The organism is uncultured Campylobacter sp., assembly GCF_937980635.1.
Taxonomy (GTDB): domain Bacteria; phylum Campylobacterota; class Campylobacteria; order Campylobacterales; family Campylobacteraceae; genus Campylobacter_B.
Genome location: NZ_CALJPG010000022.1, coordinates 46063 through 70736, shown reverse-complemented (window position 1 = coordinate 70736; position 24674 = coordinate 46063). Strand labels below are relative to the sequence as shown.

Genomic DNA, 24674 nt, shown 5'->3' with positions numbered 1-24674 from the left:
GAAATTTAATTCGTAAAATTCTCCTTGGCGGGATTTGCCTGCAAGAGTACTCCTTAAGCCCCGCGGCGCATCGTCGCAAAAAGGATAGATATGAGAAAGATCATCGACATAGCAGCGCTTTCGATTGCCGTTTGTATCTTGGTTATGGTGCTTTTTTTGCCGTCGCCCGTTCTGTCGTTTAAATGCTACCGCGGCGACGGCGTAAGCTGCGCGAAGCTGGGGCGCGACAAGCTCTCCCGCGGAGATTACGAAGGCGCCAGGCTCGCTTTTATCAGGGCTTGCAAAGCGGGCGAAAAAGATAGCTGCTTTGATTTGGGGGCCCTATACGATGGCGAGGGCAATGCGACGCAAGCGGGCGTATTTTATGCCGCAGCGTGCGATAAAAACGTCGCCATAGCTTGCCATAAGCTAGGCAACCTGTATCAAAGGGGGCGCCTGGGTAGGGACTTCGTTGCCGCCGCGCAGCGCTACATTAAGGCCTGCGATTTGGGCTATGCTAAGAGCTGTCATAATGCGGCCGTGGTCTATTTCACGGGCGGTTTTGGGCTTGCGGCGGACCTGGCAAAGGCGGTGAGCTTTTTCGAGCGAGGTTGCGACGGCGGGCTAGTGGATAGCTGCTATAACGCCGGCGTTGCGTATGATAAGGGTCTCGGCGCGCCGCAGGATCGTGACAAGGCGGAGAAGCTTTACACCAAATCCTGCGAGCTGGGCTACGGCGACGCCTGCAATAATTTAGGCTATTTGTATGTGAGCAAGGGGGATCTGCGCGGATTTTCCAAGGGGCTCGGATGCGTCAAAAAGGGCTGCGACGCGGGCAATAAAAAATCCTGCCAGCTCTACGAATTCATGAAAGAGCAAATTTTAAAGAAGTAGGCGCTTAGTAGCCCGGGGCACATTATCCGTCGCGAGGCATCTGTTTTGTATTACTCGCCGTGCACCGTCTGTCGTATGGTGTCTATTGTGCTATCCGCCTTGCACCGTCTATCTACGCTGCTCGTCGCGCGGTATCGGTTTTTGCGATGGGCTTGCCTGTGATATTGCCGCGACGGATTTGTGAGTTTTTACAGCGCGAAATTTAGCGCGGAAGTAAAGCGCGAAGCTGTTTGAGGAGGTAAATTGGAATATGAGATCACGGGCGAGGTTCAAAATCTCCGCGTCCACGCTGCAAGAGGAAATAGCAAAATTTGGGTATTTTTCGAAATAGACAGCGTGAAGCTGTGCGGCGAGTTTAACGATATCCCCGTGGAGGAGGGCGAACTTGCGCGCGCGTATTTCATCCGCGGAGGATACGCGGGCAGCTACGTAGTTACGCGAGTTTGGGTAGCGCGCAAACCAAGCCCCTTGCGCCGCAAGCTGGGGATCGCGACTGCCGTGTGTACGCTTGGTTTCGGCGCGGCGCTGTGGATTGTAGGCTTTGGGGTTTTAAACGTCGGCGGGAGGGGCTCGCTAATTAATTCTGTCTGTGTCGCCGCGGCAGGATTTGGGGTGCTAAAAGAGGGCGCGGGCAATCTTAAAATGTGGCTAAATCAGCGCACGTCCGAGTAGATCGCCGCCTCGACGTAAATTTCATAGATTTACAAATCCGCCGAATAAAATTTACTCGCGCCCGCTGTATCTTTGCAACGTAAATTTTGCTAAAATTTGCTCCGAGCGCGAAATCCGCCGCGCAAATTTAGAAAAAGGTAAATTTTGAATATAAACGAAGCGATAGTTGTCACCGCCAAAAAGCAAAAAGAGTGCAGGCGCGCGTTTGCAAAGTATCTGTTTTTGGGGATTTTATTTATAATTATACTGCCCGTGGGCGGCGGATTTGCCGTAGGGCATCTTTTTGAAAATCGCCTTGCACCGCTATTTTTCATCATTATCTATATTCCGTTTTTTCTAGCCGCGCTAATGGCTAATGCTAGCCGAGTGACCAGCGAGCTGGGGGACTACAAAGCGTTTTATAAAGACGTTTTCGTCCGCGCCGCCATCCGCGGGGTAGATCCAAATTTTAACTACGATCCGTTTGCCGGCATCAGCCGTAAGGAATTTCGCAAAATCGGCATTTACTCGCCGGATGAATTTCGCGCAGAAGATCAAATCAGCGGCATTTATAACGGCGTCAAATTTAGCCTCAGCGAAGCGATCGATATCCCAAACGGCGCGACGCTGGAGCTAAGCGATTCGGCGGCGCTAAATTTGCTATCCGCGATAATTTTTGCGTGGTCGACGATGAAGGATATGCAGGCATTCAGCGGCTCGGTCTTGGTCTGCGAGTTTTACAAGAAATTTAACGGACAAACTATAGTCGCGAGCCGCACGCTAAACACCAGATTTTTAGGCGAAAAAGAGCAGATGGACGACCTGTTTTTTAGCAAAGAATTTAGGGTCTTTGCGGATGATAGAGTAGAGGCGCGTTATCTTTTGATGCCCGCGTTTATGCAGCGTCTGCGAGAGCTAAAGGAAAAATTCGCGGGGAAAATGGGGCTGAGCGCGGCGTTTATGGACGATAAGCTTTATCTATTTTTAAACGGAGCGAAAAATAAGTTTGAAACAACGCTCTTTTCGCCGCCGCCGAGCTTAGAGGACGCCGCTGGGATCAAAAATGAAATTTTAGAGCTTTTGCGGGTCATAGATGAGCTAAGCTTGAACCCGGATTTAAGCGAAGCGGCGATTTTGGCTGATTAACGCGCGACGCTATTTGGCGGATAAAATCCGCTTGCACTGTGAGAGGGCGCATTACTTGTCGCCTATCGAAATACATGGCGGCTCGAGTGCTATTTATCCGCCAGCCAAAATGTGCTACGCTTTGGTCGTATCCTCCACCGCCTATCGAGATGCGCTAAAGCCTGGATTGCTTCTATGCTACTTACCTAGATGCGCTGATCGGATCGCTCATTTTTGCTACCGGCGAGGGTGCGATTAAGTAGCTCCTGTTCGCGAGCGAATAATCTGCAAAATTTCTTCCAGTCGTGCAGATAGACGAGCCTGTGCTCTTTACCATTTTCGTCTATGTAGATGCCTTGCGTTGAGCATAGGCTCATCTTTTGCCAGTAGTCGAAAAACGGCAACGCCTCGATGTCATCTTGCAGTACACCTCGCATTGTGCCGTTATCGTAAATTTTTAAATCATAATAAGTCATTTCCATTTTTAACCTTTCTAAATTTTATATCTACGAAATTCTGCCGCGATAAAGTTCTGCTTTCTTAAAATTTTACCGATATAAAATTCTGTAAGCTGGATTTAGAATTTTAAAATTCTGTGCACCGCAAAATTTACCGCGAATTTCGCCCCTTTAAATTTTGCGGCGTCAATCCTCGATAAAATTCTGTATAATTTCACCGCAAGTAAAATTTAGCCTGCCAGCGCCTTTAGCTGCTCGGTGCTTAGCCCATCCACCAAAATATAGCTTGCATCGATGAAGCGGTAGTTTTGCTTCGGCAGGCGCGCGATAAACTCGTCGTATTCCAGCTCGGCGATTGCATGGTAGTTACCTGCGTCGTTTTCGTCGCCCTCTATGCCTATGAGCGCGATCTGCCAGCGCGCTACGTCGTTATTTTTCAGCATCTCCGCGTTTTGCCACTCCACAAACGGTTTGTAGGGCAGGATAGTGGGTAGGTCCTGCGTGAGCGCGTATGAGCCCATTATCGTGCCGTCATCTCCATTTCGGTAAAACCTCTGGTGCGCGCTGTAAGCGCCAAGGTACTGCACCTCGGTCAGCCGCTTGCTAAACTCGGCGGCGGGGTTATACGAGGCTAAAATTTCATCCATCATCGCGCGGTTTATCGCAAAAGGCCTCTCTACGCCGTAGCAAAAATTTACCTCCGTATCGCCGCTTAAGTGCTGATCTATCGAATGTAGCCCCGCCGCTATATCGCGCTCGTAGTCGAATTGCTCTATCCTGTCGTGAGTGTAAATTTCGCCGTTTTCATCCGTGATCTCGCTTTGCAGCTGCTTGGATAGCGCCTGTAGATATGAGATCGCCAAAACCCAATCAAATACCGTCGCGGGCGTATTTATGCGCACGGCGTAGCTTTGCCGCTCCTCGTCATATCTTAGCTCCATTCCGCGCCCGCTCTTGCCCCGCACGCCCAAAATCAAGCACTCCTGCTCGCTCAAAGGCGATTTTAAAAACGCCCTTTCGTCAAAGCCCTCGGCGCTCTCGTCTATGTCAAATACCGATAGATCGGGCAGGAGCTCCAATGTCTTGCCTACGCTCATGGCGTCCGAATAGCCCATAAATAGCGGGCGCTTTTTGTTTTTGACGCGAAATTCTACGCTCATCACTTTCTCCTTTGTTAAATTGGCAAAATTATAGCGAAATTTTACCCGCCGCCGCGAGCTAAATTTGCAGCGCAAGGAGTTGCGAAAAGTAAGCTTAAAGCTTTTTGGGAGTAAAATTTAAACAGACCCACATAGACGGTAAATTTAATCAAAGGAGCGAAAATGACGAAAGATCAGTGTTGCGTCCTAAAGCATCTGACGGCAGGCGAGACGGACGGTTTTGACAAGATAGGCGAGATGAATGACGGCGAGTTTTTGAACGCGCTTATCGGAAAAGGGCTTGTTCGGATGCTTGACTGGGCCGGCGAGGACGAGACGGGCGATGTGGGCAAATTTATCAGCTCTAGGCTTGATGCGCTGCAAAGCGGCGTGTCACTAGAGTGCGATAAAATTTACGCAAGGCTCGAAAAAGAAGCGAAAAAAGAGGGTTTCGAACGCGGCGATGCGAGCCTATTTTTGATGAACGAGTTTCAAAAGGCGCTGAAGAAGAGCGATTTTAGACTCTTTACTCTGGAGCTTCATAGCGACGCTTATTATCTGCTTATCGCGCACAAGGACGCCGAGAAAGATTTTAAAAAGCTAGGCAAGCGTGAAGAGCTGTTTTGGGATATCGCGCCGTGGGGCAAGCGCCGCAAAAGGCAGATCCTTTACGTCATAAACTGCGAGTGCGGCGAGATGTCCGCGTGGCAGCTGGATGCGGACGAGCCCTCTCCTAGAGATGAGGTTTGCGAGGTTTGTGGGCGGGTGCTTTTCGACGCAGACGGCAATGCGATGCAGCCTTTAGAGAAGGAATTTATCTGATCTTGCTTATCGCGGTTTTGCGTGCGAAGTTCTGGCCGGATGAAAGTCAAATTTATTGCGCAACTCGGCAGGATTTGGCGCACAGGTTTGGTTTGCAGCTCGGCGACGAAGCGCAGTTTAAATTTAAGGCTCGCTTGGGCGGCGGAATATGTTTCGATGCGGCTCGCTCTGGTAATCAAATACGCTTCGGCGCGGCTAGTTTTGGTTTTCTATTCACGCGAGCGGCGAAATTTTGCGGCTTGCGTTTGTATTTCGCAAGACCATAGTGCAGGACGCGCTCTTTTAGCGCTTGCATTCCGCTTTTACGTTTTTGCCTCTCAAGTTCGCAGTCGTGGACGTATCCGTTCATGCTACGCTAAATTTTGATTTTAATGGTCACAGACATCAAGCCTATTTCGTTAAAATCAAAATTTAGCTCTGTTGCGATCACTAAATTTATAATCCTGTAAATTTAAAATTTTAAGCGTAAAATTTTAAACTAAAATTTCTAAAATCTCTAAATTTTAAAATTTTAAATGCGATACGAGCTTGCCGGCTCGCTTGTCATAAGGCTCACGAATTCTGCTGCAACTAAAGCGGCAAGCTCATTTGATTTAAAAATAAGACAAAATTCTAGCTAGCGCGCCCGCACAGAATCCCTATGTTAGAGCGAACGCAAACGCGCTATGTTTGAAATCCGAAACCGACGAGGTGCGGTGAAAGGCTAACCGCGAGCTTTGGTGATGCACGCCTCGATCGTCGCCATCACCGCTGCGCGAAACCCCGCCGCCTCCAGCGCTGCGAGTCCCTCTATCGTCGTGCCCGCAGGCGAGCAGACCGCGTCTTTAAGCTCCGATGGGAGCTTGCCGCTTTGCAGTAGGCGCGCCGTGCCCTCTACCGCCGCCGCTACCGCGTCGTAGCACAGCGCCCGCGGCAGTCCGCCCCGCACGCCCGCGTCCGCCGCCGCCTCGATAAAGGCGCACACATACGCAGGTAGGCTACCTGCAATCCCCGTAAATGCAGCAAAGCCAGCCTCGTCTATCTCGTAAAATTTGCCAATTTTGGCGGCTAGAGCTCGCACGATCTCCCGACTAGCCTCATCAAAATACTCGCCGTAGCACAGCGCCGTAGCCGACGCGCCGATGCCAGCGGCGACGTTTGGCATCGCGCGGGCTACGAAAACGTCCGCACCTACGATATTTTGGGCACGCTCCAGCTTGAAATTCGGCGCCAAAAGAAGCAGGATTTTGCCCGCGAGCTCAGGCGCGATTAGGCGTAAAATCCCCTCGTAGCTGGCGGGCTTGGTCGCGAGCACGATAATATCCGCCGCGTGCGCCACCTGCGTCTCGCCTTGTAAAATTTGTACGCCGTAGCGCTTGCGTAAGACTTCGTTTTTGCTTCTAGCATAAGCTAGGACTTGAAACTTCGTATCGGAGGTGGGCTGCGCGCAGGCGGAATCACGCTCGCGGCTCGCAAAATTCTGCTCTAAATTTGCGGAATTCTGCCCGCAAGCCGCAAAGCTTTGAGTATCTGGCATAAAATTTTGCCCGTCGTGCGCGGAATTTTCTCCGCCAGACGTGCAATTTTCTTTATCCTCTGCAAAATTTTCTCCGCTCGCCGCGCAATCTAGTCCGCCGGCTCCGCAAAGTGCTGCGATCATCGCCTCGCCCATATTTCCGCCGCCGATAAATCCCACTTTCATTTTCGCTCCTTTTAAAGCTAAATTATGTCTCAATGATAGCTCAAAATTTCTTTATCCGCCCTTGCGGTGCGCGGTTTATCTGCATAAAAGCAAATTTTAGCTACAATCTCGCCTAAATTTTTTAAAAAAGGATGCGTTATGGCAATAAATGTTTTTTATGACAAAGATTGCGATTTGGGTTTGATTAAGGCTAAAAAGGTCGCTATGATCGGCTTCGGCTCGCAAGGGCACGCTCACGCCGAAAATTTGCGCGATAGCGGCGTAGAGGTTATCGTGGGCCTTAAAAAGGGCGGCGCGAGCTGGAGCAAGGCCGAGGCGAAGGGTTTTAAAGTAATGAGCGTCGGCGAAGCTACGAAGGCAGCTGATCTTGTGATGATCCTAACGCCCGATGAGTTTCAAAGCGACATTTTCAAAGCGGAGATCGAGCCGAGCTTAAGCGAGGGCAACGCGATCGCGTTCGCGCACGGCTTCAATATCCACTTCGGACAGATCGTCCCTCCAAAGGGCATCGACTGCATTATGATCGCTCCGAAAGCCCCGGGCCACACCGTCCGCAACGAGTTCGTAAGCGGCGGCGGCGTGCCTATGCTGATTGCTGTTTCGCAAAACGAAAGCGGCAGAGCCAAAGAGCTTGCTCTAAGCTACGCAAGCGCGATCGGCGGCGGCCGCACCGGCATCATCGAAACGACTTTTAAAGCAGAGACCGAGACCGATCTTTTCGGCGAGCAGGCTGTGCTTTGCGGCGGACTTTGCGCTCTCATTAACGCGGGCTTTGAGACCCTCGTCGAGGCTGGATATGAGCCCGAGATGGCGTATTTTGAGTGCCAGCACGAGATGAAGCTGATCGTGGATCTCATCTATCAAGGCGGTATGGCAGATATGCGCTACTCGATCTCAAACACCGCAGAATACGGCGATTACGTAAGCGGAAACCGCGTCGTAAACGAAAGCAGCAAAGCGGCGATGAAAGAGGTGCTAAAGGAGATTCAAAACGGCAAATTTGCAAAAGACTTCATCCTCGAGCGCAAAGCTGGCTACGTGCGAATGAACGCCGAGCGCAACATCACGGCAAACAGCTTGCTTAGCAAAACCGGCGATAAGCTTCGTGCGATGATGCCGTGGATCGCCAAGGGTAAGCTCATAAACAAAGATAAAAACTGATTTCGGCTGAGCTTTGGCTAATGCAAATCCACGCGGGCGCCGCAAAAAGCGCCCGATCAATTACATAGCGATCGCCTTTGTCGTAATCTTATGCTTTTTAAGCGGTGCGATTACCTACGCGGTTTTGGATCTCGTATTTTCGGGCAATAAAGCCGCGTTGCAGCAAAGCTCACGCAAACAAGCCTCCAAGAGCGCTTCCGATTCTCGCGGTAAAAAGCCGCGTTTAAGCGCTGCACAGAAGGAAGCCCTGATTCAAAAGGAGCTTGATAAGATCGCCGAGCAAAATGTAACCGCGCCGAAGCTTCCCGTAGAGCCTGCCTCGCAAAATTCCGCAAGACAAAATCCTACAAATGACAATTTGCAAAATTCCGTAAATTCTATCGCTTCCGCAAATTCCGCCACCGTAAATTCGGCGAGCGACGGACCTGATGTAAATTTTACCGCGTCAAATTCCGCTTTAGAAAATTCCATAAATTCTACCGCGCAAAGCCATGCTTCTAGCGGCGCGGACGATCTTTCTAAATCGCCGCGCAAGGCTTTGCCCGCAGGCTCTCGCGCAAAGCTAGCGATCATCATCGACGACGTAGGCACCGGCGAGCAGGCGCAAAAGATCGCCGCTCTGCCCGTGCGCGTGACGCCGTCCATCTTCCCGTCCGAGTATCAGCGCAAGGACACGCGCTCGCTCGCTCGCGGCTTTGAGCATTACGCGATCCACCTGCCGATGGAGGCGAGCTCTGCTAAAAATAACTCCGCGACGCTGCGAGCTTCGGATAATTACGAGAAGATGCGCGGCGTCATAGCCAAGCTGCGCGCGGACTTTCCGAACGCTAAATTTATAAACAACCACACCGGTTCTAAATTTACCGCCGACGAGCGCGCGATGCAAAATCTGCTGCGCGCGATGAACGAGCATGGATTTTTATTTATCGACTCTCGCACGAGCCCCGCTACCAAGGCCAAAGCGGCGATGAATGGGCTTGGCATGCGATACGTACATCGCGACGTATTTTTAGATAATCAAAACAGCGTCGCCGCGGTGCGCAAAAAGCTGCGCGAGGCCGTCGCGCTTGCTAAAAAGCAGGGTTACGCCATCGCTATCGGCCATCCCAAAAGCTCCACTCTGCGCGCGCTTGCAAACAGCGCCGACATCCTAGGCGAGGTCGATTTAGTGTATTTGGACGAAATTTATGAGTACTACGAGTGAGCTTAGTTTTAAAATTCCAAGCCTAGCAAGGCTCGGTGCGAGCGAGCCTGCGCAGCTATATTTTAGGGGCGAGCCGGCGCTGCTTCAAAAGCGCCGCATCTCGATCGTGGGGTCGCGCAAGATGAGCGTTTATAGCAAAAATTTGATCCTGCGTCTCGCGCGCGAGCTAAGCAATGCGGACTTTTGCGTCGTAAGCGGCGCGGCGATCGGCTGCGACATAGCCGCGCACGAAGGGGCGTTTCCAAACACGATCGCGGTTTTTGGAAACGGCCTTGATCAAATTTATCCCGCGCAAAACGCCGCCATGATCAGCAAAATTTACGAGCGTAGCCTCGCGCTTAGCGAGTATGAGGACGGCGTGAGCGCGCGCGGATTTCAGTTTTTGCAGCGCAACCGTATCGTCGTGGCACTGTCCGAAGCGCTTATCGTCGCTCAGGCAGAGCCCCGCAGCGGCTCGCTGCAAAGTGCGCGCCTGGCTCGCGAGATGGGCGTGCCCGTGTACGTGCTGCCGCACCGAATGGACGAGAGCGCGGGCACGAATGATCTGCTCGCAAAATCTCAGGCGCGACTGATCGCGGATTTTGGGGAGTTTGTCGCGTCTTTGGCTCCGCAGACGCCGCAAAACACTGAGCGCGCGCAGGATGAGGTGATGGAATTTTTAGCTCTAAATTCCGATTTGCAAGCGGCGATCGAGCGCTTCGGAGAGAAAATTTACGAATACGAGCTTGAAGGTAGGATCGAAATTTTAGGCGCAAAGATCGTGGCAAAATAGCCGATGATCGGCGTTTGATTGCCGTAGTTTAATCGGCGCCGCCCGCTAGTGCGGCTTGTTTGCACTGCGCGTAGTCTGCGCGGTCGGAGTTTAAATTTAGAAAAAGGCGGCTTGATAAAATTTTACTTTCTACAAGTAGCACTTGAGCTTAAAACAAACCCGCGTGGTTTGTCCGTGCGCCGCCGCTCGTTTGTGGTAATGATCGGTTTGTGAATGCCGCGCGCGATTTATAAATACTTTTCGGCGCAGAATTTAAGCGTTAAAATGCATGAAATTTTCTGAAATAGCGTTTAAATGTTTGTTTGCCCATCGTGCTAATTTTTTGTGGGTAAATTTGGCTGCGGATTTCAGCATAAGCGTGGTAGGCTAAATTTGCTGCAAGGAAAAATTTTGGTTGTGGCGACAGAATTTTACTAACGATGAGGCGAGCTTGCGTTCGGTCGTCGTGCAGATGCGGACCCATTTTAAAATTTTAATTTCGCGCGGGGTGCGTCGATCGCGTCCGTATCTGTGCGGCAGGGTTTATGTCCGTCGTGCGTTTGAGTGTCGCTTACATGCGGCTCGCGCGGACTCAGTGCAGATGTACCAAGCCGGCGTGGCGATCGAAATTTTGAAATTTGAAGCTTGCGGACGATAAATTAATAGGCTCGCAAGCGCCGCGAGCGAGTGAAATTTATGTCAATTTCGTATAAAATTTCATAAATCCGCAGCTAAATTCTGCGATAAAATTTAGCTATGAAATTCCGATCGCGGAATTTCGGCGATAGAATTTTAATGGCGGAATTCCGCAAAATTTGATGTTAGCAAAGGATAAATTTTGATAGTTGCGATTGATCTTGGGCTTAAACGTATCGGCGTGGCGGCGGCACCGGATGATAAGACGCCGCTTCCGTGCGAGCCGATCCTGCGCAAAAATCGCACCCAAGCCGCGCGCGAGCTAAGCGAACTGCTGCGCGAAAAGGGTGCCAGCGTGCTGGTGCTTGGCGTGCCGCGCGGCGGGGCAAGCGAGGAGGAGATGAGCAGGCGCATACGCCACTTCGCCTCGCTGCTGGATTTTGACGGCGAGATAAAATTTCAAGACGAGAGCTTTTCGAGCGCCGAAGCGGCGGAGTTTGCGAGCAAAAGCGCTAAGGGGGGCGGCAAGGATCCGCGCTTTGATAGCATCGCCGCGACGATAATTTTGCAGAGGTTTTTGGCAAGCAAGGGTTAGGCGCGTAGCAACGTAATTTACACGCGGCGACGTAAGAGAGAATTGCCACTCGTCTGTTTTGCCGACCACTTAATGCTCGCAAAATTTTATCTTGCCCGCCTAAACGGACGGAATTTTATGCTTGTTAGAGATTGGTAAAATTTCATCGCCCGCTAAAGCTTGATATAATTTTGCTTTGCCTGCAAAGAGCCTGCGGAATTTATTTTGGCGGTAGCCGTAAATGACGCTTTAGGTGGTTAAACCGAGTGGAGATTGACGGCGATTTAAGTTTTAATCGGCGAGGTTTATGTATTTTGGCGATCTGTGATAGCGTGCACGGTTGCTATTTTAAGTTTTTGCAAGGTCTATTTAGACGCAAAGAACGTGAAGTAAAAATCGCAAAAAGGCGCGGGTATCATAAAATAGGGCGTAAATTTTGCGATAAATTTCATTTAGGGAGCGGTTATGTTTAAGATCACGATGTTGGTGAAAAAGGCGCCTGGAATCACGCAGCAGGAGTTTGTGGCGCACTGGGCGGCGCATTCGCAAAAGGTTTTGGCTAATCAAAAGGCGCTAAATATCGTCCGCTATGCAAAAACTATGCCTATCTTTATCGAGGGACAGAGCACCGAGCGCGAGACGGCAGCGTTTGACTACGATGCGATGGGCGAGCTGTGGTATGAGAGCGTGCAGGCATTTGCGGATGCGCGAAACAGTGAGGCGGCGCGAGCGGTGCTAGCGGAGCTGATGGCAGATGAGGTGAGGTTTTGCGATATCAAAAATTCCGTGATGTGGTTCGGCGAGGAGGAGGCTGTGATAGAATTCGGCGCCAAGGAAGCGTAAATGCAAGGCTGAGAGGATAAATTTTATGGATCGCGCAGGCGGTAAGAGGTGGAAATTTATCGTTCGCAGCCGATACGCTTTGGATACAGCACGCGGAATCGCGGTAAATATGGTGCTCATGGATGATGTGTGGGTGCGCCTACATAGATGAAATTTACATGCGCGATACAGATACTGCGCGGCCTTGATTATTTTAAGACTCACATATCTAAGTGGTGTGGATCTAAGAATCATGGGTATTGAGCCAAAATGCCTAAAGACGCATTACGCCTGCGATTTTGGCATAGGCAAGCCGATTTCTAAGATAAAATTTAAAAGATGGTGGCGTAAAATTTTTTAAAATTTCTAAGCAACAATGCGAAATTTTCAAAAGTTTTCTAGGGCGTGGCAAGATGCTTGTTGCGGGCTTGGTACGCGACAAAATATTTTACACACTAGATTATCGCTCTGATAAATCACCATTGTAGAGGCTGTAGGTGTTTCAGACCTCAGGATTAAATGCTTTATTATAAATACTGCAGGCGCCGTGGATACCGCATAGACGTGCGAGTAAAAATTGAGGCAAGCCAGCCATAAAAACAATCTTGCAAGTAAAATTTTAATTTGCCTTTTTAAAATTCCGCTCAAAGCTCCGTTTAGAATTTTATTTAAAATTTTGCTTGGGATTTTGATAGGAATTTTACGAGAATTCGCCGGAAATTTCACAGCTATTATCAAAAATTAAAATTTTATCCCTCGCTTTTTGCTATAATTATTTTTAAAATTTAAAAGGAGCAAAAATGAAAATTTTAGCGTCGATTGCCGCACTAATCGTAGCAGCCTACTTGCTCGCGCAGATATTTTTCCCGCAGGCGGTCTCATTTGTCGGATGCGGCATCGGTAGGGCTAATTCGTGCGAAGATTACGGAGCATATTTGCTTGAGGAGCGCGATTATGAGGCAGCAAAAAAGCCGTTTGAAAAAGCTTGTGAAGCGGGGCTGGAAAATAGCTGTGCTATCGCGGGAGATTTATATTACGACGAGCAGAATTTATATAAAACTACGAAAGATAAGGGCAAGTCCGCGCGGTTTTATTCCAAAGCGTGCGAGCTGGGAGCCGCCAAAGCTTGCTACAACGCCGCGATAATCTCTTATAAAAATGCGGATAAGAAAAATACGTTCACTTTTTTTGCTAAATCATGCGATTTGGGACTAGGCGAGGGCTGCTTAAACGCTGCGGTCGCTAGCTACGAAGAAAAAGACTATCAGAGCGCTCTTAAGTTTTTCCTCAAATCTTGCGATGCTGCTTTGGCGGAGGGATGCCAGAGGGTCGGGCTAGCGTATTCAAAGAAGGAATTTGGCGAGCCGGATCTGGATAAAGCGATGATCTACTACGACAAAGCCTGCAAGCTGGGAGCGGAGTTTAGCTGCAACGTAGTAGCCGCGATGAATAAAATAAATGCAAGCGAGGCTAATGCTACTAAATAGATGGCAGGGCTAACTAGATGATAACACGGCGAGATCGAAATTAACTTAGAAATTTTGCGGAGCTTTATGGGATTTTATGAAATTTTGCGGAATTTTATCTTTAAATTTTATTGCTGAAATTTCGCATATTGCGATAATGGCGATAGATAGTGATTTTAAAATTTCAGTATTTTGGAAGTTTGGAATTTAATCTATGCTATGGATTTTATTGACATAATTTTAATTTGTCATAGACTTATCCATCGCGATATAGGGATTTCATCATAATCCTAGCGCATCCCTGAAAGAGAAAAAATTGTGCAAATTAGCGAGTAGCTATGCAATCACAGCTGATATGGCAAAAATATCCGAAAAAGATCGCACGGGATAATCAATCTGCGAAGTAAGTAAAATCAATTCTCAAGTGGATGGAATCTATCAATAAACAAGTAAAATTATTCATTGCAAAGCAAGCAAAATCGATCTGTCAATGGGTAGATCAAGCTTAAAACTAACTCGAAGTAGCCTGTAAATAAGCTAAATTGCAAGCAAGATAAATTTTAAGCAGGCATATTGTAAGAAAGTAGAATTTTAGATGGGGTAAGCGGGATAAATCGATTTCAAATCACCGTAGAAGTTGGATGAGGATTTTAATTTTAAAGCCCCATTTTTCCGGGATTTAAGATGCCTTTTGGATCAAAAGCCCTTTTGATTGCGCGAAATAGCTCCATCTCTGCTGCGCTAAAAGCTAGTGGCATAAATTCTGCTTTGCTTAGCCCGATGCCGTGCTCGCCGCTGAGCGTACCGCCAAGACCAACTGCAGCTTTGAAAATTTCGGTGATTGCGTCATGTCCGCGTCGCACTTGAGCTTCATCTTTTTTGTCGGCGACCATGACGTTGGTGTGGACATTGCCGTCGCCCGTGTGCCCGAAACAGGGCACGCGCACGCCGTATTTATCGCCGATGCACGCGATACGGCGCAGTAGCTCGGGCAGCTGCGAGCGCGGGACGGTGATGTCCTCATTTAGCTTAAGCGTGCCGTAGATATTGATCGCCTGCGAGCAGTTGCGTCTCGCAAACCAAATGCCCGCGCGCTCCTCTTCGCTTTCTGCGATGCGAAAGTCGCTCGCGCCGTTTTGAACGAAAATTTCTTTTATGAGCGCGAGCTCCTCCAAAAGCACTGCTTCTAAATTGCCGTCTGTTTCGCAGATCAAAATCGCGCCCGCACCCTTCGGCAAGCCCTTGTGAAATTTCTCCTCGACCGCGGCTATGCACAGCGCGTCTAAAAATTCCATCGCCACGGGCGTGATACCGGCAGCCATCGTCTTATACACGGCATTCATTGCCGCATCTACGCTAGGAAAAACGCCCATCGCGGTCTTTTTAAGCTTTGGCATTGGGATGAGCTTGAGCGTGATTTCGGTGATGACAGCAAGCGCACCTTCGCTTGCGATTAAAATTCCTGCCACGTTGAAGCCTGCGACATCTTTTATAGTGCGTTTACCCGCTCGAATTACCTCGCCATTAGGCAGTACCGCTCGCAGTGCCATTACGTAGTCTTTGGTGATGCCGTATTTTGCCGCGCGCATACCGCCTGAGTTTTCGGCGACATTGCCTCCTAGCGTGGAATAATCCTGGCTTGCAGGATCGGGTGGATAAAACAGCCCGCGCGCTGCGGCTGCTTTTTGCAGATCGATATTTATACAGCCGGGTTGGACTACGGCGAGTAGATTTTGCATGTCGATTTCTAGAATTTTATTCATATGCTTTTCAAATGCCAAAATCACTCCGCCGTTTGCAGCTAAAGATCCACCCGTAAAACCGCTACCTGCGCCTCTTGGAACTACGGGGATTAAATTTTCGTTGCAGAATTTTAAAATTTGACTGACATCGTCCTCACTTCGCGGGAAAAGCACGCCGTCCGGCAGGCAGCGTCTTTTCGTCGCGTCGTAGCAGTATGCCGTGCGATGAGCCTCGTCAAAATAGGCGTTATCTGCGCCTAATAGATTTGTAAAAAACGCTCGCGCGGCGCTATTCATCGCCGTCTAAGCCCAGCAAATAACGGTAGTGCTTGTCGTAATCGCTGATCGGGCCGTTAGTAAAATCCCAAATGACGGTCTTTATCTCGCCTACGCGTGAGTAAAATGGCAGCTGATAATAAGCTACGCTGCCACTAGCGAACGTGCGCAAAGGCTTGAAGCTGCCGCAGTCGGCAAATACGCCTTGTTTATCCATCGCGATAAAAATCAGTCCGGCGCTGTTTTGCGCGCAAATTTTACGAAAATCGTCGCGGCTAGGATTTGGCTTGTGGTTATAGCTAAGATAGGCGCCGCCAAGATCCGGGTGGATAAAATTTATATTCGGAAAAGCCTTGATAACCTGCTCGTAAATTTCAGCGTTAGGCGCGACGATTATGGCGCGGTCATAGAGGAAATTTAAGATCACTTTATCGCCGCTTGAGGGTAAAATTTTAGGCAGTGGCAGCGCCTCTTGAGTTAACATATCAAAGACCTCAAATCGCACCTTTGCCTTGCCTGCGCTTTTTTGCGTCACGACTGCGCGCGCGATGATGGAGCTTGCGCCGCTACCGAAATTATGCATCACCACTCCGCTGCTACCTACGGCAATCGTAGGGCTATCTGTGATCTCGCCCGAACCATCCTTTACGCTAAGTAAGGCGGTTTCGTATCGCGGCATATTAAATTCCGCTCCTATCGCCGCACTTAAAAATAGACCTAAAATAAGTAAAGCTTTTTTCAAAATTCTGCTCCTGAATAAAATTTCGGCTAATTATACATAAAACTTTGAAATTAGCGATAAAATTCCGCGGTATTTACGAAATATAAGCGTTTTTTCGTTACAATCCCGCCTTAAAATAATATTTCAAAGCGGTTTTATATGACTAGAATTTTTATATTGCTTTTTCTGTGGATAGGCGTAGTTTTTGCGAACAACCCCAGCGTAGAGAAGTTTGCCTGGCCCGATGGCGTGAGTCTGCTGCAATTTATGGAAACCGCGGGCATCCCCGCATCTGTATATTACGACCTGGATAAAGAGGATCAGGAGCTTGCCGCCGAGGTGCGCGCGGGCGTGGAGTGTCAAATTTTGCGTGATCCCGCAGGCCGTGTCTCCCAGCTGCTAATCCCCGTTAGTGAGGAGCTTCAGATCCACATCTACCGAGATAAATTCGGCACTTTTAGATTCGTTTATACTCCGATAGTTTATGAGGAAAACAGCTACTCTTTAGGAATTCAGATCGAAAGCTCGCCCTATCAAGACATCATCAAAGCTACGGGCAATGCGGCTTTAGCGAATGAGTTTATGCTTGTTTTTAAAAATGAGGTAAATTTTAAAAAGCTGCAAAAGGGCGATCGGCTCGTGATCCTATACGAACAAAAAACGCGCCTTGGCAAGCCTTTTGGCGGAGTAAATATTACCGCAGGAATGATCGAGGAAAATAAAAAGCCCAAATCGCTATATTTTTTCGACGATAAATACTACGACCGAAGCGGTAAAAAGGTCGAATCTTTTCTACTAATCACACCGCTTGTTTATACTAGAATTTCATCCTATTTTACTCCTAAAAGATTTCATCCGATTTTAAAGCGATATCGCGCGCACTTAGGCGTAGATTATGCAGCCCCCAAAGGCACTAGGGTAAATGCCGCAGGGGCGGGCAAGATTAGCTTCGTAGGGCGTAAAAACGGCTACGGCAATACCGTTGAAATCAACCACGGAGGCGGTATTAGCACGCTTTATGCGCATCTTAGCGGCTTTGCTAGCGGCACGAAAGCAGGCGTTAGCGTCAAGCAAGGTCAATTAATCGCCTACGTGGGCTCGACCGGGCTTAGTTCGGGACCGCATCTGCACTTCGGACTTTATAAAAATAAGCAGGCGATAGATCCCCTTAAAGTAGTCAAGATTGAAAAAACTAACGTTATAAGCGCTGAGGAGCTTAAATTTAAAGCTCTCGTCAAAGATATGGATGCTAGAATAGCTGCGGCTAAAGACGGCTCGAAAAACCCTGCTAAATTTGAAAACTACGAGTCGCTTATCACGATAAATTAAGGCCAAAAATGGAAAATAAAGAGCAGCTGGACGACGTCGAGGAAGCTAAGGCGCTTCTTGATGCGCATCTAGGCGATACGCTTGAGCATGAGCTGAGTGCCGCCGATCTTACGGAGCATTTAAAAACTCTAAAGAAGCACGACGAAGAAAAATACGTAGAATTCTTAAAAAAGCTAGATCCTGAGGATCTTGCCGATGCTGCGCTTGAGATGCCCGAGCATATGCTCGAAGACGTCATCGAAACTCTGCCTCACGAAAAGATCGTCAAAGCGATCGAGGAGCTCGAAAGCGACGATCAGGCGGAGCTTTTGCAAAATATCGGCGAAATCGACGAGGACAAGGCCGAGCAGATTTTCTACGGGCTTGATGAGGACGATCGCCACGATATTCTTACTATCTCCAAATATAGCGAAGATGAGGCGGGCGCGTATATGCAGACCGAGGTCTTTAGCACGAGGCAGGATCAGACCTTGGGGCAGGCGGTCGAGATGCTGCGCGTTATGCGCGAAAAGGACGAGATCGAGAATGTCTTTCAGCTCTTCGTGCTCGATAAAAAGGGACATCTGCTTACTACCTTTTCGACGTCCGATCTGATTTTATACGATTTTTCGCTCACGCTGGAAGAAATTTCACAAAAATTCGGCGCCGAAAATAAAATCCACTTCGCCACCGATACCGATAAGATCGACGATGTGATCAAGGATTTTGAGGAATTCGATCTTAATGTCATTCCTGTAGTCGATGCTAACGGCGTGCTTATCGGGCGGATTACCGCCGATGATATCCACGATCTCATCCAAGAGCGCGCCACCGAGCAAATTTACAACCTCGCGGGCGTCGATGACGAAGCGGAGGACGATGAAACTACGATCTTTAAAGCGGGTCGCGCGCGCGCCTTGTGGCTAGCGGTAAATTTATGCACGGCGATCGTAAGCTCCACGATCATCGGGCTTTTTGACGCCACTATCGAGAAGTTGGTCGCACTCGCCGTGCTTATGCCAATAGTCGCCTCCATGGGCGGCAATACCGGCACGCAGGCGCTTACGGTAACCGTGCGCCGCCTAGCCTTGGGCGAGATAGCGTTTAAAGACAAAAAGCAGGTTCTCTTTCGCGAGATCACGATCGCTTTCATAAATGGCCTCATTTTTGCCACGCTGATGGGGTTTGTGGCGTATTTTTGGTTCGGTATTAAGCTTTTGGGGCTAGTGATTGCGATGTCGATGGTGCTAAATTTAACTCTTGCGGGGCTTTTTGGCGCCGTCATTCCAATCACGCTTAAAAAATTAAATATCGACCCCGCCGTCGGCAGCTCCGTCCTGCTTACCACGGTAACGGATATCGTAGGATTTTTTAGCTTTTTAGGACTTGCGACGTGGATACTACTATAAAAAATTTCAAAATTTCCGAGCTTAAAAGCTCAAATTTCGTTAAACCCTTTCGCTTAAATTTCGAAATGGACGGCGTAGCGCGCGCATGGGACTGCGTAAAGGTGCACGATAGCGTCTCGATTTTGCTCTACCATACGCAGCGCGACGCGCTTTTGCTCGTTAAGCAGTTTCGCCCCAGCGTGTGGTTTTATCAAGAGGAAAATTTGATAAATTCGCCCGAGAAGGGCTACACCTATGAGCTTTGCGCGGGCATTTTAGACAAGGGCATCAGCGAGGAGCAAACGGCGATCGAAGAGGTGCTCGAGGAGACAGGCTATGCCGTGAAGGATTTGAAATTTATCACGAGCTACTACAGCGCCCTGGGCTTTGCAGCGAACCGTCAAATTTTATACTTCGCGTGCATCGACGAATCGATGAAGATCGGTAGCAGCGGCGGCGTGGACGGCGAGAAGATCGAGCTTTTCTACCTGCCTGCGGCTAAGGCGCGGGAGTTTATGTTTGACGAAAAGATCGTGCGCGCGCCGGGGCTGATCTTGGCGTTTCAGTGGTTTTTGAGCGAGTTTAAAGCTTAGCGGCGAGACTGGATTTTGCATGCTGCTGCGCGCTTTTGCGCTCACGGCTAAATTTCGCGTGTCACGTTTGCGTACCGAGGCGGAATTTTGCGTCTCGGCTTTAAATTTAAAGGACGGCGATGAAAGTTTTATTTAGGCTGTGCGTTATCGCGGCATGCCTTTATGCGGCGATCGCGGTGGCACTTTATATCTTTCAGGAGCGGCTGATATTTTTGGGCGAGCCGCTGGATAAAAACTTCAAATTTAGCTTTGAAAATTCCGAATTTGCAGGACTTGTGAACGCGCCCGAGAGCGGCGCGCATTTAGATATGCAGGCGTCCGCTACGCAAAATAGCGCCTCTACGAAGAGCAGCGCAGATGAAAGCGCTTCTGCAGCGAGCGGTACAAAAGAAAACGCCGCCGCAGCTGATAAGATCAAAAACAAAAACGCTCAAACTAACGGCGAGCATATCGGCGAAAATACTTCTCAGGACGTCGCTGCAGGCAATAACGCAAACGCTGCTGTGATAAAATTTCAAGAGATCAATATCCCGTTTGGGGGCGGGTCTATAAACGGGCTGAAATTTAGCGCGGCAGAGCCTAAAGGCGCGATTTTATTCTTTCACGGCAACTTCGGCGACGTGAGCGGCTGGGGCGCATACGGCGCGGATTTTGCGGCTTTGGGATACGATTTTTATATTTTCGATTACCCGGGCTACGGTAAATCGGACGGCAAAATTTCATCGCAGCAGCAGCTTTTGGCGAGTGCGGATGCGATGAGCCGCTACGTTTTTGAGCAGCATCCACCAAGAAAGCTCGCGATGATCGGCTACTCGATCGGAAGCGGCATCGCGGCGCAGCAGGCCGCGAAGTGGGATGCGGCACGGCTGATTTTGCTCGCACCCTATTTTAGCTTCGAGCGGCTTGCGCACGAAAAGATCCCCTTCGTGCCGAAATTTTTGATCCGCTACAAGATTCCGACTGCGGAATTTTTGCAAGCGGCGCGCAGCACGCAGATCACGCTCATCCACGGCGCCGCCGACGAGCTGATACCGGTGCATCACTCGTATGATCTTGCGGGATCTCTTAAGGCGGGCGATCTATTTTATGAAATACCAGATGCGCGGCATAACGGACTGCTGGCAATGCCCGGTATTTGGGAAATTTTAAAAGAAAGACTGCAATAATCTAGCGGGGGCGTAAAATTCCACGCAGAATTCGATCGCTAAATTTTAAAATTTTACGTATAATTCCGCGCGGGCTAGGTCGTCGTAAAATTTCATAAAATTTTATAGCGGCAAAACACGGCGCCAAAACAAGGGCGCAATTTCAAATCAAAATTTATGTGCCATTAGTGTAAATATAGAGCCCGTCTTGTTGGCGCTAAATTATTTCTAGTGCGCACGTGCCGTAAATTTAAAGCTAAAATTTGCGCCAGACTGCGACGCCGTATGTTTTAGCCGCGATAAAATTCTGTGAAATTTTATCTCCGCAGCCGTTTACAAATTTCAAGTCTAAATTTTATATTTGCGCCCTGACGGCGCCGTATTTTAGCCGTGTAGAATTTTGCCGCATAAAATACTGCCTAACAAAATTCTGCTGCGTAGATTTCAATTCATCGCGCTCAAATTTTATCCGACGTTCCGAAATTTATCCCGCAGCGCCTAAATTTCTCCCGCTCATCGCGCTTTACCGAAATTTATATTTAGTTGTTGTAAAATGCGTTTTTAAAAGGATTTTAGCGGTTTGTGATATGAGTATTTTAGAGCTTACTGAGTGCGTAGGCATCGCTTCGGCGGCGCTTAGCGGGTTTTTATTCGGCGTAAAGAAGGGCTGCGATTGGCTTGGGATCTTTATCGCGGCGTTTTTGACTGCGCTTGGCGGCGGGATCATGCGCGATACCTTGGTAAGTCGCGAGATCTACTCGTTCACGCACTACGCGCCCGTAACCATCGTGCTCGCGGTAAGCGCCGTAGCCATTTTTGCCAAACTTTACGAAAACCGCGATTTGGAGGGTAAATTTTTATTTATTCTAACCGATGCGATCGACGTCGTAAGCTTTTCGATCGTGGGAGCGATGGTTGCGCTAAGCTATAATCATAATGTTTTTGGCGTGGTGCTAATCGCATTTTGCAACGGCGTGGGCGGCGGCATTTTACGCGACGTACTGCTGAACGAAGTGCCGTGGTTTTTACATACGGGGCTTTATGGCACGATAAGCATGGGCGTGGGCTTGATATATTTCGTGCTTGATGGATTGGGGCTTAGCGGCGTAGTTTCGGTGCTTATTTTGCTGGTTTTAGGGGTTGCGTTTCGCATGGTGGCTTATTACAAATCTTGGCATCTGCCTAAAGTGGAGTATAAAAAATGAACTATTTGATGGATAATTTTGCGCGCGTAAACGTAGCGCTAGTAAGAGGCGAGGGCTCGATAGTCTATGATGAAGCGGGCAAGGACTACGTGGATTTTGGCGCGGGCATCGGCGTAAACTGCCTGGGGCACGCAAACGAAATCGTCTTAGAAGCGATCGGCACGCAAGCTGCGCAGATCATCCACGGCTCAAATATCTATAGAATTCTGCCTCAAGAAGCCCTGGCTCAAAAGATTAGCGAGCTTTTGGGGTATCGCAGTTACGCCGTGTTTTGTAACTCTGGCGCGGAGGCGAACGAAGCGGCGATCAAAATGGCGCGTAAATACGGCACAGTAAACTTCCCTAATAAGAAATTTGAAATTCTAACTCTGCGAAATTCCTTCCACGGCCGCACGCTAGCGACGCTGCAAGCTACCGGGCAGGAAAAATTTCATCCGGAAATTTTTGCGCCCTATATGCCCGGATTTAAATTTTTCGACGATATCGAGGATATCATCGCGCATATCGATGAAAACAGCGTCGCCGTGATGATCGAGCTAGTCCAGGGCGAGGGCGGTATCAAGCCTCTGGATAAGGCGAGCGTGCAAAGGCTGGCGGCGGTTTTGAAAGAGAAAAAGCTGCTTTTGATCACCGATGAGGTGCAGTGCGGCGTATATCGCACGGGCGAGTTCGCGACGTCGCAAATTTACGATATCCGCCCCGACATCATCACCTTTGCCAAAGGTCTTGCGGGCGGCGTGCCGATCGGCGCGTGCGTGGCGCAGCAAAACATTTTCGCTCCGGGCGAGCACGGCAGCACCTTCGGCGGTAACTTTTTGGCGACCTCTACGGCGCTTGCGGTGCTTTCGCAGCTTCAGTTTTTAAAAGCGAGCGGCAAGCTTGATAAGACTATAAAAAGATTTATCAAAAAATTAGACGGGCTCGCCGCAGACTATCCTAGCCTGATCGAAAAGCGCGTGGGGCTCGGTCTGATGCAAGGCCTCGTGCTGCGCGATGAAAAAAATCTGAGCGAGATCTTTAACAAAGCCCTGCAAAACGGACTTTTGATCCTAAAATCCGGCAAGCGCACCCTTAGATTTTTGCCTGCGCTAAATATCAAAAAACCGGAGATCAAAGAGGGCTTTGCGCGCCTGCGCAAGAGCCTGGACGAGATAGTGCGGGCGTGAAATTTAGCGATTTTTTCGAGGGCTGGCTTAACGAGAGTTACTACGCAAATGCCGCTAAAATCGGCAAGATCGGCGATTTTTACACTGCCGTAAGCGTAGGAAGCTTTTTTGGGATCTGCATCGCACGCGAAATTTTACGCCTAAGCGCGGATTTTTGCGCGGCGCAAGAGTTAAGCCTAGACGCGGCGGCGAACCCAGATAGGTCGCGGCAAAACCTTGCGGCGAGCGAGTTAAATTTAGACGCTGCGCCTGCAAAAAAGCCGCAAAAGAGCGCCAAAATCGCTATCGTAGAGATCGGCTCGCACGACGGGCGGCTGCTTTGCGACATAGCGCAAGCGATCTTTACGCTGGGCGGTGCGGCGGCGCTTGATAAATTTAGCTTTGCGATTATCGAGCCGCACGAGCGCCTGCGCGAGCTGCAGCGAGCGAGCTTTGCAGAGAGCTTCGGTGACGAAATCGCGCTAAAGCACTTTGCGAGCGTACACGAGGCGAAATTTAAAGATGCGATCTTTGTGGCAAACGAGCTTTTCGACGCCTTTAAATGCGAGGCGGTGGACGGCGAAAATATGCTTTTTATCGAAAGCGGCGCGGTAAAATTTGCCCCCATAAAAGAACGCGAAATTTTGACCCTCGCACGCAGATTCGGCATATCGCGCGGCGAAATCCCGATCGGATACTTTCGCTTCGCGCGCGAAATTTGTGCCAGCGCGCAGCGGTTTTATTTCATCGTCTTTGATTACGGACAGATGGGCTCTAGCGGCGATTTTAGCCTGCGAATTTACCGAAATCACGAAGTTTTTAGCTTCTTTGAGGTGCAAAACTTGAGCGATTTTTACGGCAAAAGCGATCTTACCTACGACGTAAATTTTGAAATTTTACGCGCGGCGTTTGAGGACGCGGGCGCCGTGACGACGGATTTTAAAAGACAGATCGCGGCTTTGATAGACTTCGGCGCGGTCCAGCTTTTAGAGCTTTTTATGCAAAAAAGCGGCGAGAAGGGCTATCACAACGCGCTTTTGCAGTTCAATCACCTGCGCGCGGAGTTTGGCGAGAAGTTTAAGATGATAAAATTTAAAAAGGGGCTTTGATGAAAGCTTTTATCGATTGCGACTGCGAAATTTTGCAAAAGACGCTGGAGCTATTTTTGAAGGACCATACCGTAAGCGCGCAGGATTGCGACTTTGTGATAAGCGATGAGCCGCAAAGCTCGGCAAAACCGCTATTTTTGATCGGCGAGGGCGGAGATTTGGCGCTACCGTTCTCAAAGAATACTCTGCTATTGAAGTTAGAAGATTTTCAAGGCTCGCTAAAGCAGGATCTTAGCGAATACGACGCGGCGGAAGAGGAAATTTGTGCGCTGTTTGATGAGTTTAAGGCAAGAATTATCGAAATTTTAAGAAGACAAAATGGCTAAATTTTCCAAACCCGCCGGCACGCTCTTTACGCAAATTTCAAGCGGCATTTATAAGGGCAAAAAGCTCGCTCTGCCCGCACTTTCGAGCACGCGCAGCACGAAAAGCATCGTAAAGGGTTCGTTTTTCGATACTTGGCGGGCGGAGTTGCGCGGCGCGGCGTTTATCGAGTGCTTCGGCGGTAGCGGCGCGATGGCGCTTGAAGCGCTAAGTAACGGCGCAAAAAACGTTTATGCGATCGAAAAGGACGCTGCGGCGCATAAGATAATGCAGAAAAATTTCGAGTTTTTCGGGCTCGGCGCAAATGCGATTTTGGGCGATTGCTTCGAGCGACTGAGCGAAATTTTGCATGAGC

At 49.3% G+C, this 24674-nt stretch carries 26 protein-coding genes and 1 pseudogene; 21 read left to right on the top strand and 6 right to left on the bottom strand.

From position 1 onward, the window contains the following. Positions 1-90 precede the first annotated feature (90 nt). The 3 genes from Q0460_RS06005 to Q0460_RS05995 all read left to right on the top strand — a co-directional run bounded on the left by Q0460_RS06005 (position 91) and on the right by Q0460_RS05995 (position 2670). Entirely contained in the window at positions 91-873 is a 783-nt protein-coding gene (locus Q0460_RS06005; protein WP_299085882.1) for a tetratricopeptide repeat protein, read from the top strand. A 243-nt stretch (positions 874-1116) separates the two neighbouring features. Continuing rightward, positions 1117-1545 carry a hypothetical protein gene (locus tag Q0460_RS06000; RefSeq protein ID WP_299085880.1) on the top strand — a complete coding sequence of 143 codons (429 nt, stop codon included), beginning with the start codon at positions 1117-1119 and terminating at the stop codon, positions 1543-1545. 144 nt (positions 1546-1689) lie between these two features. After that, the gene (locus tag Q0460_RS05995; RefSeq protein ID WP_299085878.1) at positions 1690-2670 is read left to right on the top strand and encodes a DUF3137 domain-containing protein; all 981 of its coding nucleotides are present in this window, start codon (positions 1690-1692) and stop codon (positions 2668-2670) included. A gap of 185 nt (positions 2671-2855) precedes the next feature. On the opposite strand, the gene Q0460_RS05990 is transcribed toward Q0460_RS05995, so the two are convergent. Both Q0460_RS05990 and Q0460_RS05985 read right to left on the bottom strand, forming a co-directional pair. After that, on the bottom strand, positions 2856-3131 hold the full coding sequence (locus Q0460_RS05990) for a hypothetical protein (protein WP_299085876.1): 276 nt from the start codon (positions 3129-3131) through the stop codon (positions 2856-2858). A gap of 206 nt (positions 3132-3337) precedes the next feature. Next, on the bottom strand, positions 3338-4267 hold the full coding sequence (locus Q0460_RS05985; protein WP_299085874.1) for a DUF4299 family protein: 930 nt from the start codon (positions 4265-4267) through the stop codon (positions 3338-3340). 162 nt (positions 4268-4429) lie between these two features. Between Q0460_RS05985 and Q0460_RS05980 the strand changes: the two genes are divergently transcribed. Further along, complete coding sequence (locus Q0460_RS05980) at positions 4430-5068, top strand: hypothetical protein (protein WP_299085872.1); 639 nt, start codon at positions 4430-4432, stop codon at positions 5066-5068. A gap of 175 nt (positions 5069-5243) precedes the next feature. On the opposite strand, the gene Q0460_RS05975 is transcribed toward Q0460_RS05980, so the two are convergent. Together Q0460_RS05975 and proC are read right to left on the bottom strand one after the other, a co-directional pair. After that, entirely contained in the window at positions 5244-5417 is a 174-nt protein-coding gene (locus tag Q0460_RS05975) for a hypothetical protein (RefSeq protein ID WP_299085870.1), read from the bottom strand. A gap of 354 nt (positions 5418-5771) precedes the next feature. Further along, positions 5772-6749 (bottom strand): pyrroline-5-carboxylate reductase, encoded by a 978-nt coding sequence (gene proC, locus Q0460_RS05970; protein ID WP_299085868.1) that lies wholly within the window; start codon positions 6747-6749, stop codon positions 5772-5774. Positions 6750-6887: 138 nt separating this feature from the next. Here proC and ilvC point away from each other — a divergent pair, with 138 nt between their 5' ends. The 8 genes from ilvC to Q0460_RS05930 all read left to right on the top strand — a co-directional run bounded on the left by ilvC (position 6888) and on the right by Q0460_RS05930 (position 13384). After that, positions 6888-7910, top strand: coding sequence for a ketol-acid reductoisomerase (ilvC, locus tag Q0460_RS05965; RefSeq protein WP_299085866.1), 1023 nt, complete (start codon positions 6888-6890; stop codon positions 7908-7910). A gap of 13 nt (positions 7911-7923) precedes the next feature. Next, positions 7924-9114, top strand: coding sequence for a divergent polysaccharide deacetylase family protein (locus Q0460_RS05960; protein ID WP_299085864.1), 1191 nt, complete (start codon positions 7924-7926; stop codon positions 9112-9114). Further along, complete coding sequence (locus Q0460_RS05955; RefSeq protein WP_299085862.1) at positions 9098-9886, top strand: DNA-processing protein DprA; 789 nt, start codon at positions 9098-9100, stop codon at positions 9884-9886. The genes Q0460_RS05960 and Q0460_RS05955 overlap by 17 nt, the downstream gene beginning before the upstream one ends. Before the next feature lie 394 nt (positions 9887-10280). Beyond that, the gene (locus tag Q0460_RS05950; protein WP_299085860.1) at positions 10281-10523 is read left to right on the top strand and encodes a hypothetical protein; all 243 of its coding nucleotides are present in this window, start codon (positions 10281-10283) and stop codon (positions 10521-10523) included. A 177-nt stretch (positions 10524-10700) separates the two neighbouring features. Continuing rightward, positions 10701-11096: a Holliday junction resolvase RuvX gene (ruvX, locus tag Q0460_RS05945; protein ID WP_299086008.1), complete on the top strand. Its 396-nt coding sequence runs from the start codon at positions 10701-10703 to the stop codon at positions 11094-11096. A gap of 444 nt (positions 11097-11540) precedes the next feature. Next, entirely contained in the window at positions 11541-11918 is a 378-nt protein-coding gene (locus tag Q0460_RS05940) for an EthD domain-containing protein (protein WP_299085858.1), read from the top strand. A gap of 25 nt (positions 11919-11943) precedes the next feature. Next, a complete protein-coding gene (locus Q0460_RS05935) occupies positions 11944-12069 on the top strand; it encodes a hypothetical protein (RefSeq protein ID WP_299085856.1) in 126 nt (41 codons plus the stop codon). Between the two features lie 628 nt (positions 12070-12697). Then, positions 12698-13384 carry a tetratricopeptide repeat protein gene (locus Q0460_RS05930; protein WP_299085854.1) on the top strand — a complete coding sequence of 229 codons (687 nt, stop codon included), beginning with the start codon at positions 12698-12700 and terminating at the stop codon, positions 13382-13384. A gap of 635 nt (positions 13385-14019) precedes the next feature. Here the strand turns inward: Q0460_RS05930 and Q0460_RS05925 are convergent. After that, complete coding sequence (locus tag Q0460_RS05925) at positions 14020-15402, bottom strand: FAD-linked oxidase C-terminal domain-containing protein (RefSeq protein ID WP_299085852.1); 1383 nt, start codon at positions 15400-15402, stop codon at positions 14020-14022. Continuing rightward, a complete protein-coding gene (locus Q0460_RS05920) occupies positions 15395-16123 on the bottom strand; it encodes a plasminogen-binding N-terminal domain-containing protein (protein WP_299085850.1) in 729 nt (242 codons plus the stop codon). Before Q0460_RS05920 ends, Q0460_RS05925 begins: the two co-directional genes overlap by 8 nt. Positions 16124-16261: 138 nt before the next feature. Between Q0460_RS05920 and Q0460_RS05915 the strand changes: the two genes are divergently transcribed. The 9 genes and pseudogenes from Q0460_RS05915 to Q0460_RS05875 all read left to right on the top strand — a co-directional run. Then, the gene (locus tag Q0460_RS05915; RefSeq protein ID WP_299085848.1) at positions 16262-17431 is read left to right on the top strand and encodes a peptidoglycan DD-metalloendopeptidase family protein; all 1170 of its coding nucleotides are present in this window, start codon (positions 16262-16264) and stop codon (positions 17429-17431) included. Between the two features lie 8 nt (positions 17432-17439). Further along, positions 17440-18819, top strand: a complete 1380-nt coding sequence (gene mgtE / locus Q0460_RS05910; RefSeq protein WP_299085846.1) for a magnesium transporter — start codon at positions 17440-17442, stop codon at positions 18817-18819. Next, positions 18804-19391, top strand: coding sequence for an NUDIX hydrolase (locus Q0460_RS05905; RefSeq protein WP_299085844.1), 588 nt, complete (start codon positions 18804-18806; stop codon positions 19389-19391). Before mgtE ends, Q0460_RS05905 begins: the two co-directional genes overlap by 16 nt. Before the next feature lie 119 nt (positions 19392-19510). Beyond that, complete coding sequence (locus Q0460_RS05900; RefSeq protein WP_299085842.1) at positions 19511-20557, top strand: alpha/beta fold hydrolase; 1047 nt, start codon at positions 19511-19513, stop codon at positions 20555-20557. Positions 20558-21123: 566 nt separating this feature from the next. Then, positions 21124-21741 (top strand): TRIC cation channel family protein, encoded by a 618-nt coding sequence (locus tag Q0460_RS05895; RefSeq protein ID WP_297944697.1) that lies wholly within the window; start codon positions 21124-21126, stop codon positions 21739-21741. Continuing rightward, on the top strand, positions 21738-22907 hold the full coding sequence (locus Q0460_RS05890) for an aspartate aminotransferase family protein (RefSeq protein ID WP_297989804.1): 1170 nt from the start codon (positions 21738-21740) through the stop codon (positions 22905-22907). The genes Q0460_RS05895 and Q0460_RS05890 overlap by 4 nt, the downstream gene beginning before the upstream one ends. Next, positions 22904-23995 (top strand): SAM-dependent methyltransferase, encoded by a 1092-nt coding sequence (locus Q0460_RS05885; RefSeq protein ID WP_297989802.1) that lies wholly within the window; start codon positions 22904-22906, stop codon positions 23993-23995. Before Q0460_RS05890 ends, Q0460_RS05885 begins: the two co-directional genes overlap by 4 nt. After that, complete coding sequence (locus Q0460_RS05880) at positions 23995-24321, top strand: hypothetical protein (RefSeq protein ID WP_299085839.1); 327 nt, start codon at positions 23995-23997, stop codon at positions 24319-24321. Before Q0460_RS05885 ends, Q0460_RS05880 begins: the two co-directional genes overlap by 1 nt. Then, positions 24314-24670 (top strand): annotated as a pseudogene (locus Q0460_RS05875) (RsmD family RNA methyltransferase); the annotation flags it as partial. The gene Q0460_RS05880 and the pseudogene Q0460_RS05875, both read left to right, overlap by 8 nt. Positions 24671-24674 lie beyond the last annotated feature (4 nt).

Coding starts and splice junctions, on each gene's coding strand:
- Q0460_RS05980 (WP_299085872.1), top strand. CDS start 4,430: ATGACGAAAGATCAGTGTTGCGTCCTAAAGCATCTGACGGCAGGCGAG.
- Q0460_RS05940 (WP_299085858.1), top strand. CDS start 11,541: ATGTTTAAGATCACGATGTTGGTGAAAAAGGCGCCTGGAATCACGCAG.
- Q0460_RS05930 (WP_299085854.1), top strand. CDS start 12,698: ATGAAAATTTTAGCGTCGATTGCCGCACTAATCGTAGCAGCCTACTTG.
- Q0460_RS05880 (WP_299085839.1), top strand. CDS start 23,995: ATGAAAGCTTTTATCGATTGCGACTGCGAAATTTTGCAAAAGACGCTG.
- Q0460_RS06005 (WP_299085882.1), top strand. CDS start 91: ATGAGAAAGATCATCGACATAGCAGCGCTTTCGATTGCCGTTTGTATC.
- Q0460_RS05890 (WP_297989804.1), top strand. CDS start 21,738: ATGAACTATTTGATGGATAATTTTGCGCGCGTAAACGTAGCGCTAGTA.
- mgtE (WP_299085846.1), top strand. CDS start 17,440: ATGGAAAATAAAGAGCAGCTGGACGACGTCGAGGAAGCTAAGGCGCTT.
- proC (WP_299085868.1), bottom strand. CDS start 6,749: ATGAAAGTGGGATTTATCGGCGGCGGAAATATGGGCGAGGCGATGATC.
- Q0460_RS05915 (WP_299085848.1), top strand. CDS start 16,262: ATGACTAGAATTTTTATATTGCTTTTTCTGTGGATAGGCGTAGTTTTT.
- ilvC (WP_299085866.1), top strand. CDS start 6,888: ATGGCAATAAATGTTTTTTATGACAAAGATTGCGATTTGGGTTTGATT.
- Q0460_RS05990 (WP_299085876.1), bottom strand. CDS start 3,131: ATGGAAATGACTTATTATGATTTAAAAATTTACGATAACGGCACAATG.
- Q0460_RS05925 (WP_299085852.1), bottom strand. CDS start 15,402: ATGAATAGCGCCGCGCGAGCGTTTTTTACAAATCTATTAGGCGCAGAT.
- Q0460_RS05955 (WP_299085862.1), top strand. CDS start 9,098: ATGAGTACTACGAGTGAGCTTAGTTTTAAAATTCCAAGCCTAGCAAGG.
- Q0460_RS05895 (WP_297944697.1), top strand. CDS start 21,124: ATGAGTATTTTAGAGCTTACTGAGTGCGTAGGCATCGCTTCGGCGGCG.
- Q0460_RS05985 (WP_299085874.1), bottom strand. CDS start 4,267: ATGAGCGTAGAATTTCGCGTCAAAAACAAAAAGCGCCCGCTATTTATG.
- Q0460_RS05900 (WP_299085842.1), top strand. CDS start 19,511: ATGAAAGTTTTATTTAGGCTGTGCGTTATCGCGGCATGCCTTTATGCG.
- Q0460_RS05935 (WP_299085856.1), top strand. CDS start 11,944: ATGGATCGCGCAGGCGGTAAGAGGTGGAAATTTATCGTTCGCAGCCGA.
- Q0460_RS05975 (WP_299085870.1), bottom strand. CDS start 5,417: ATGAACGGATACGTCCACGACTGCGAACTTGAGAGGCAAAAACGTAAA.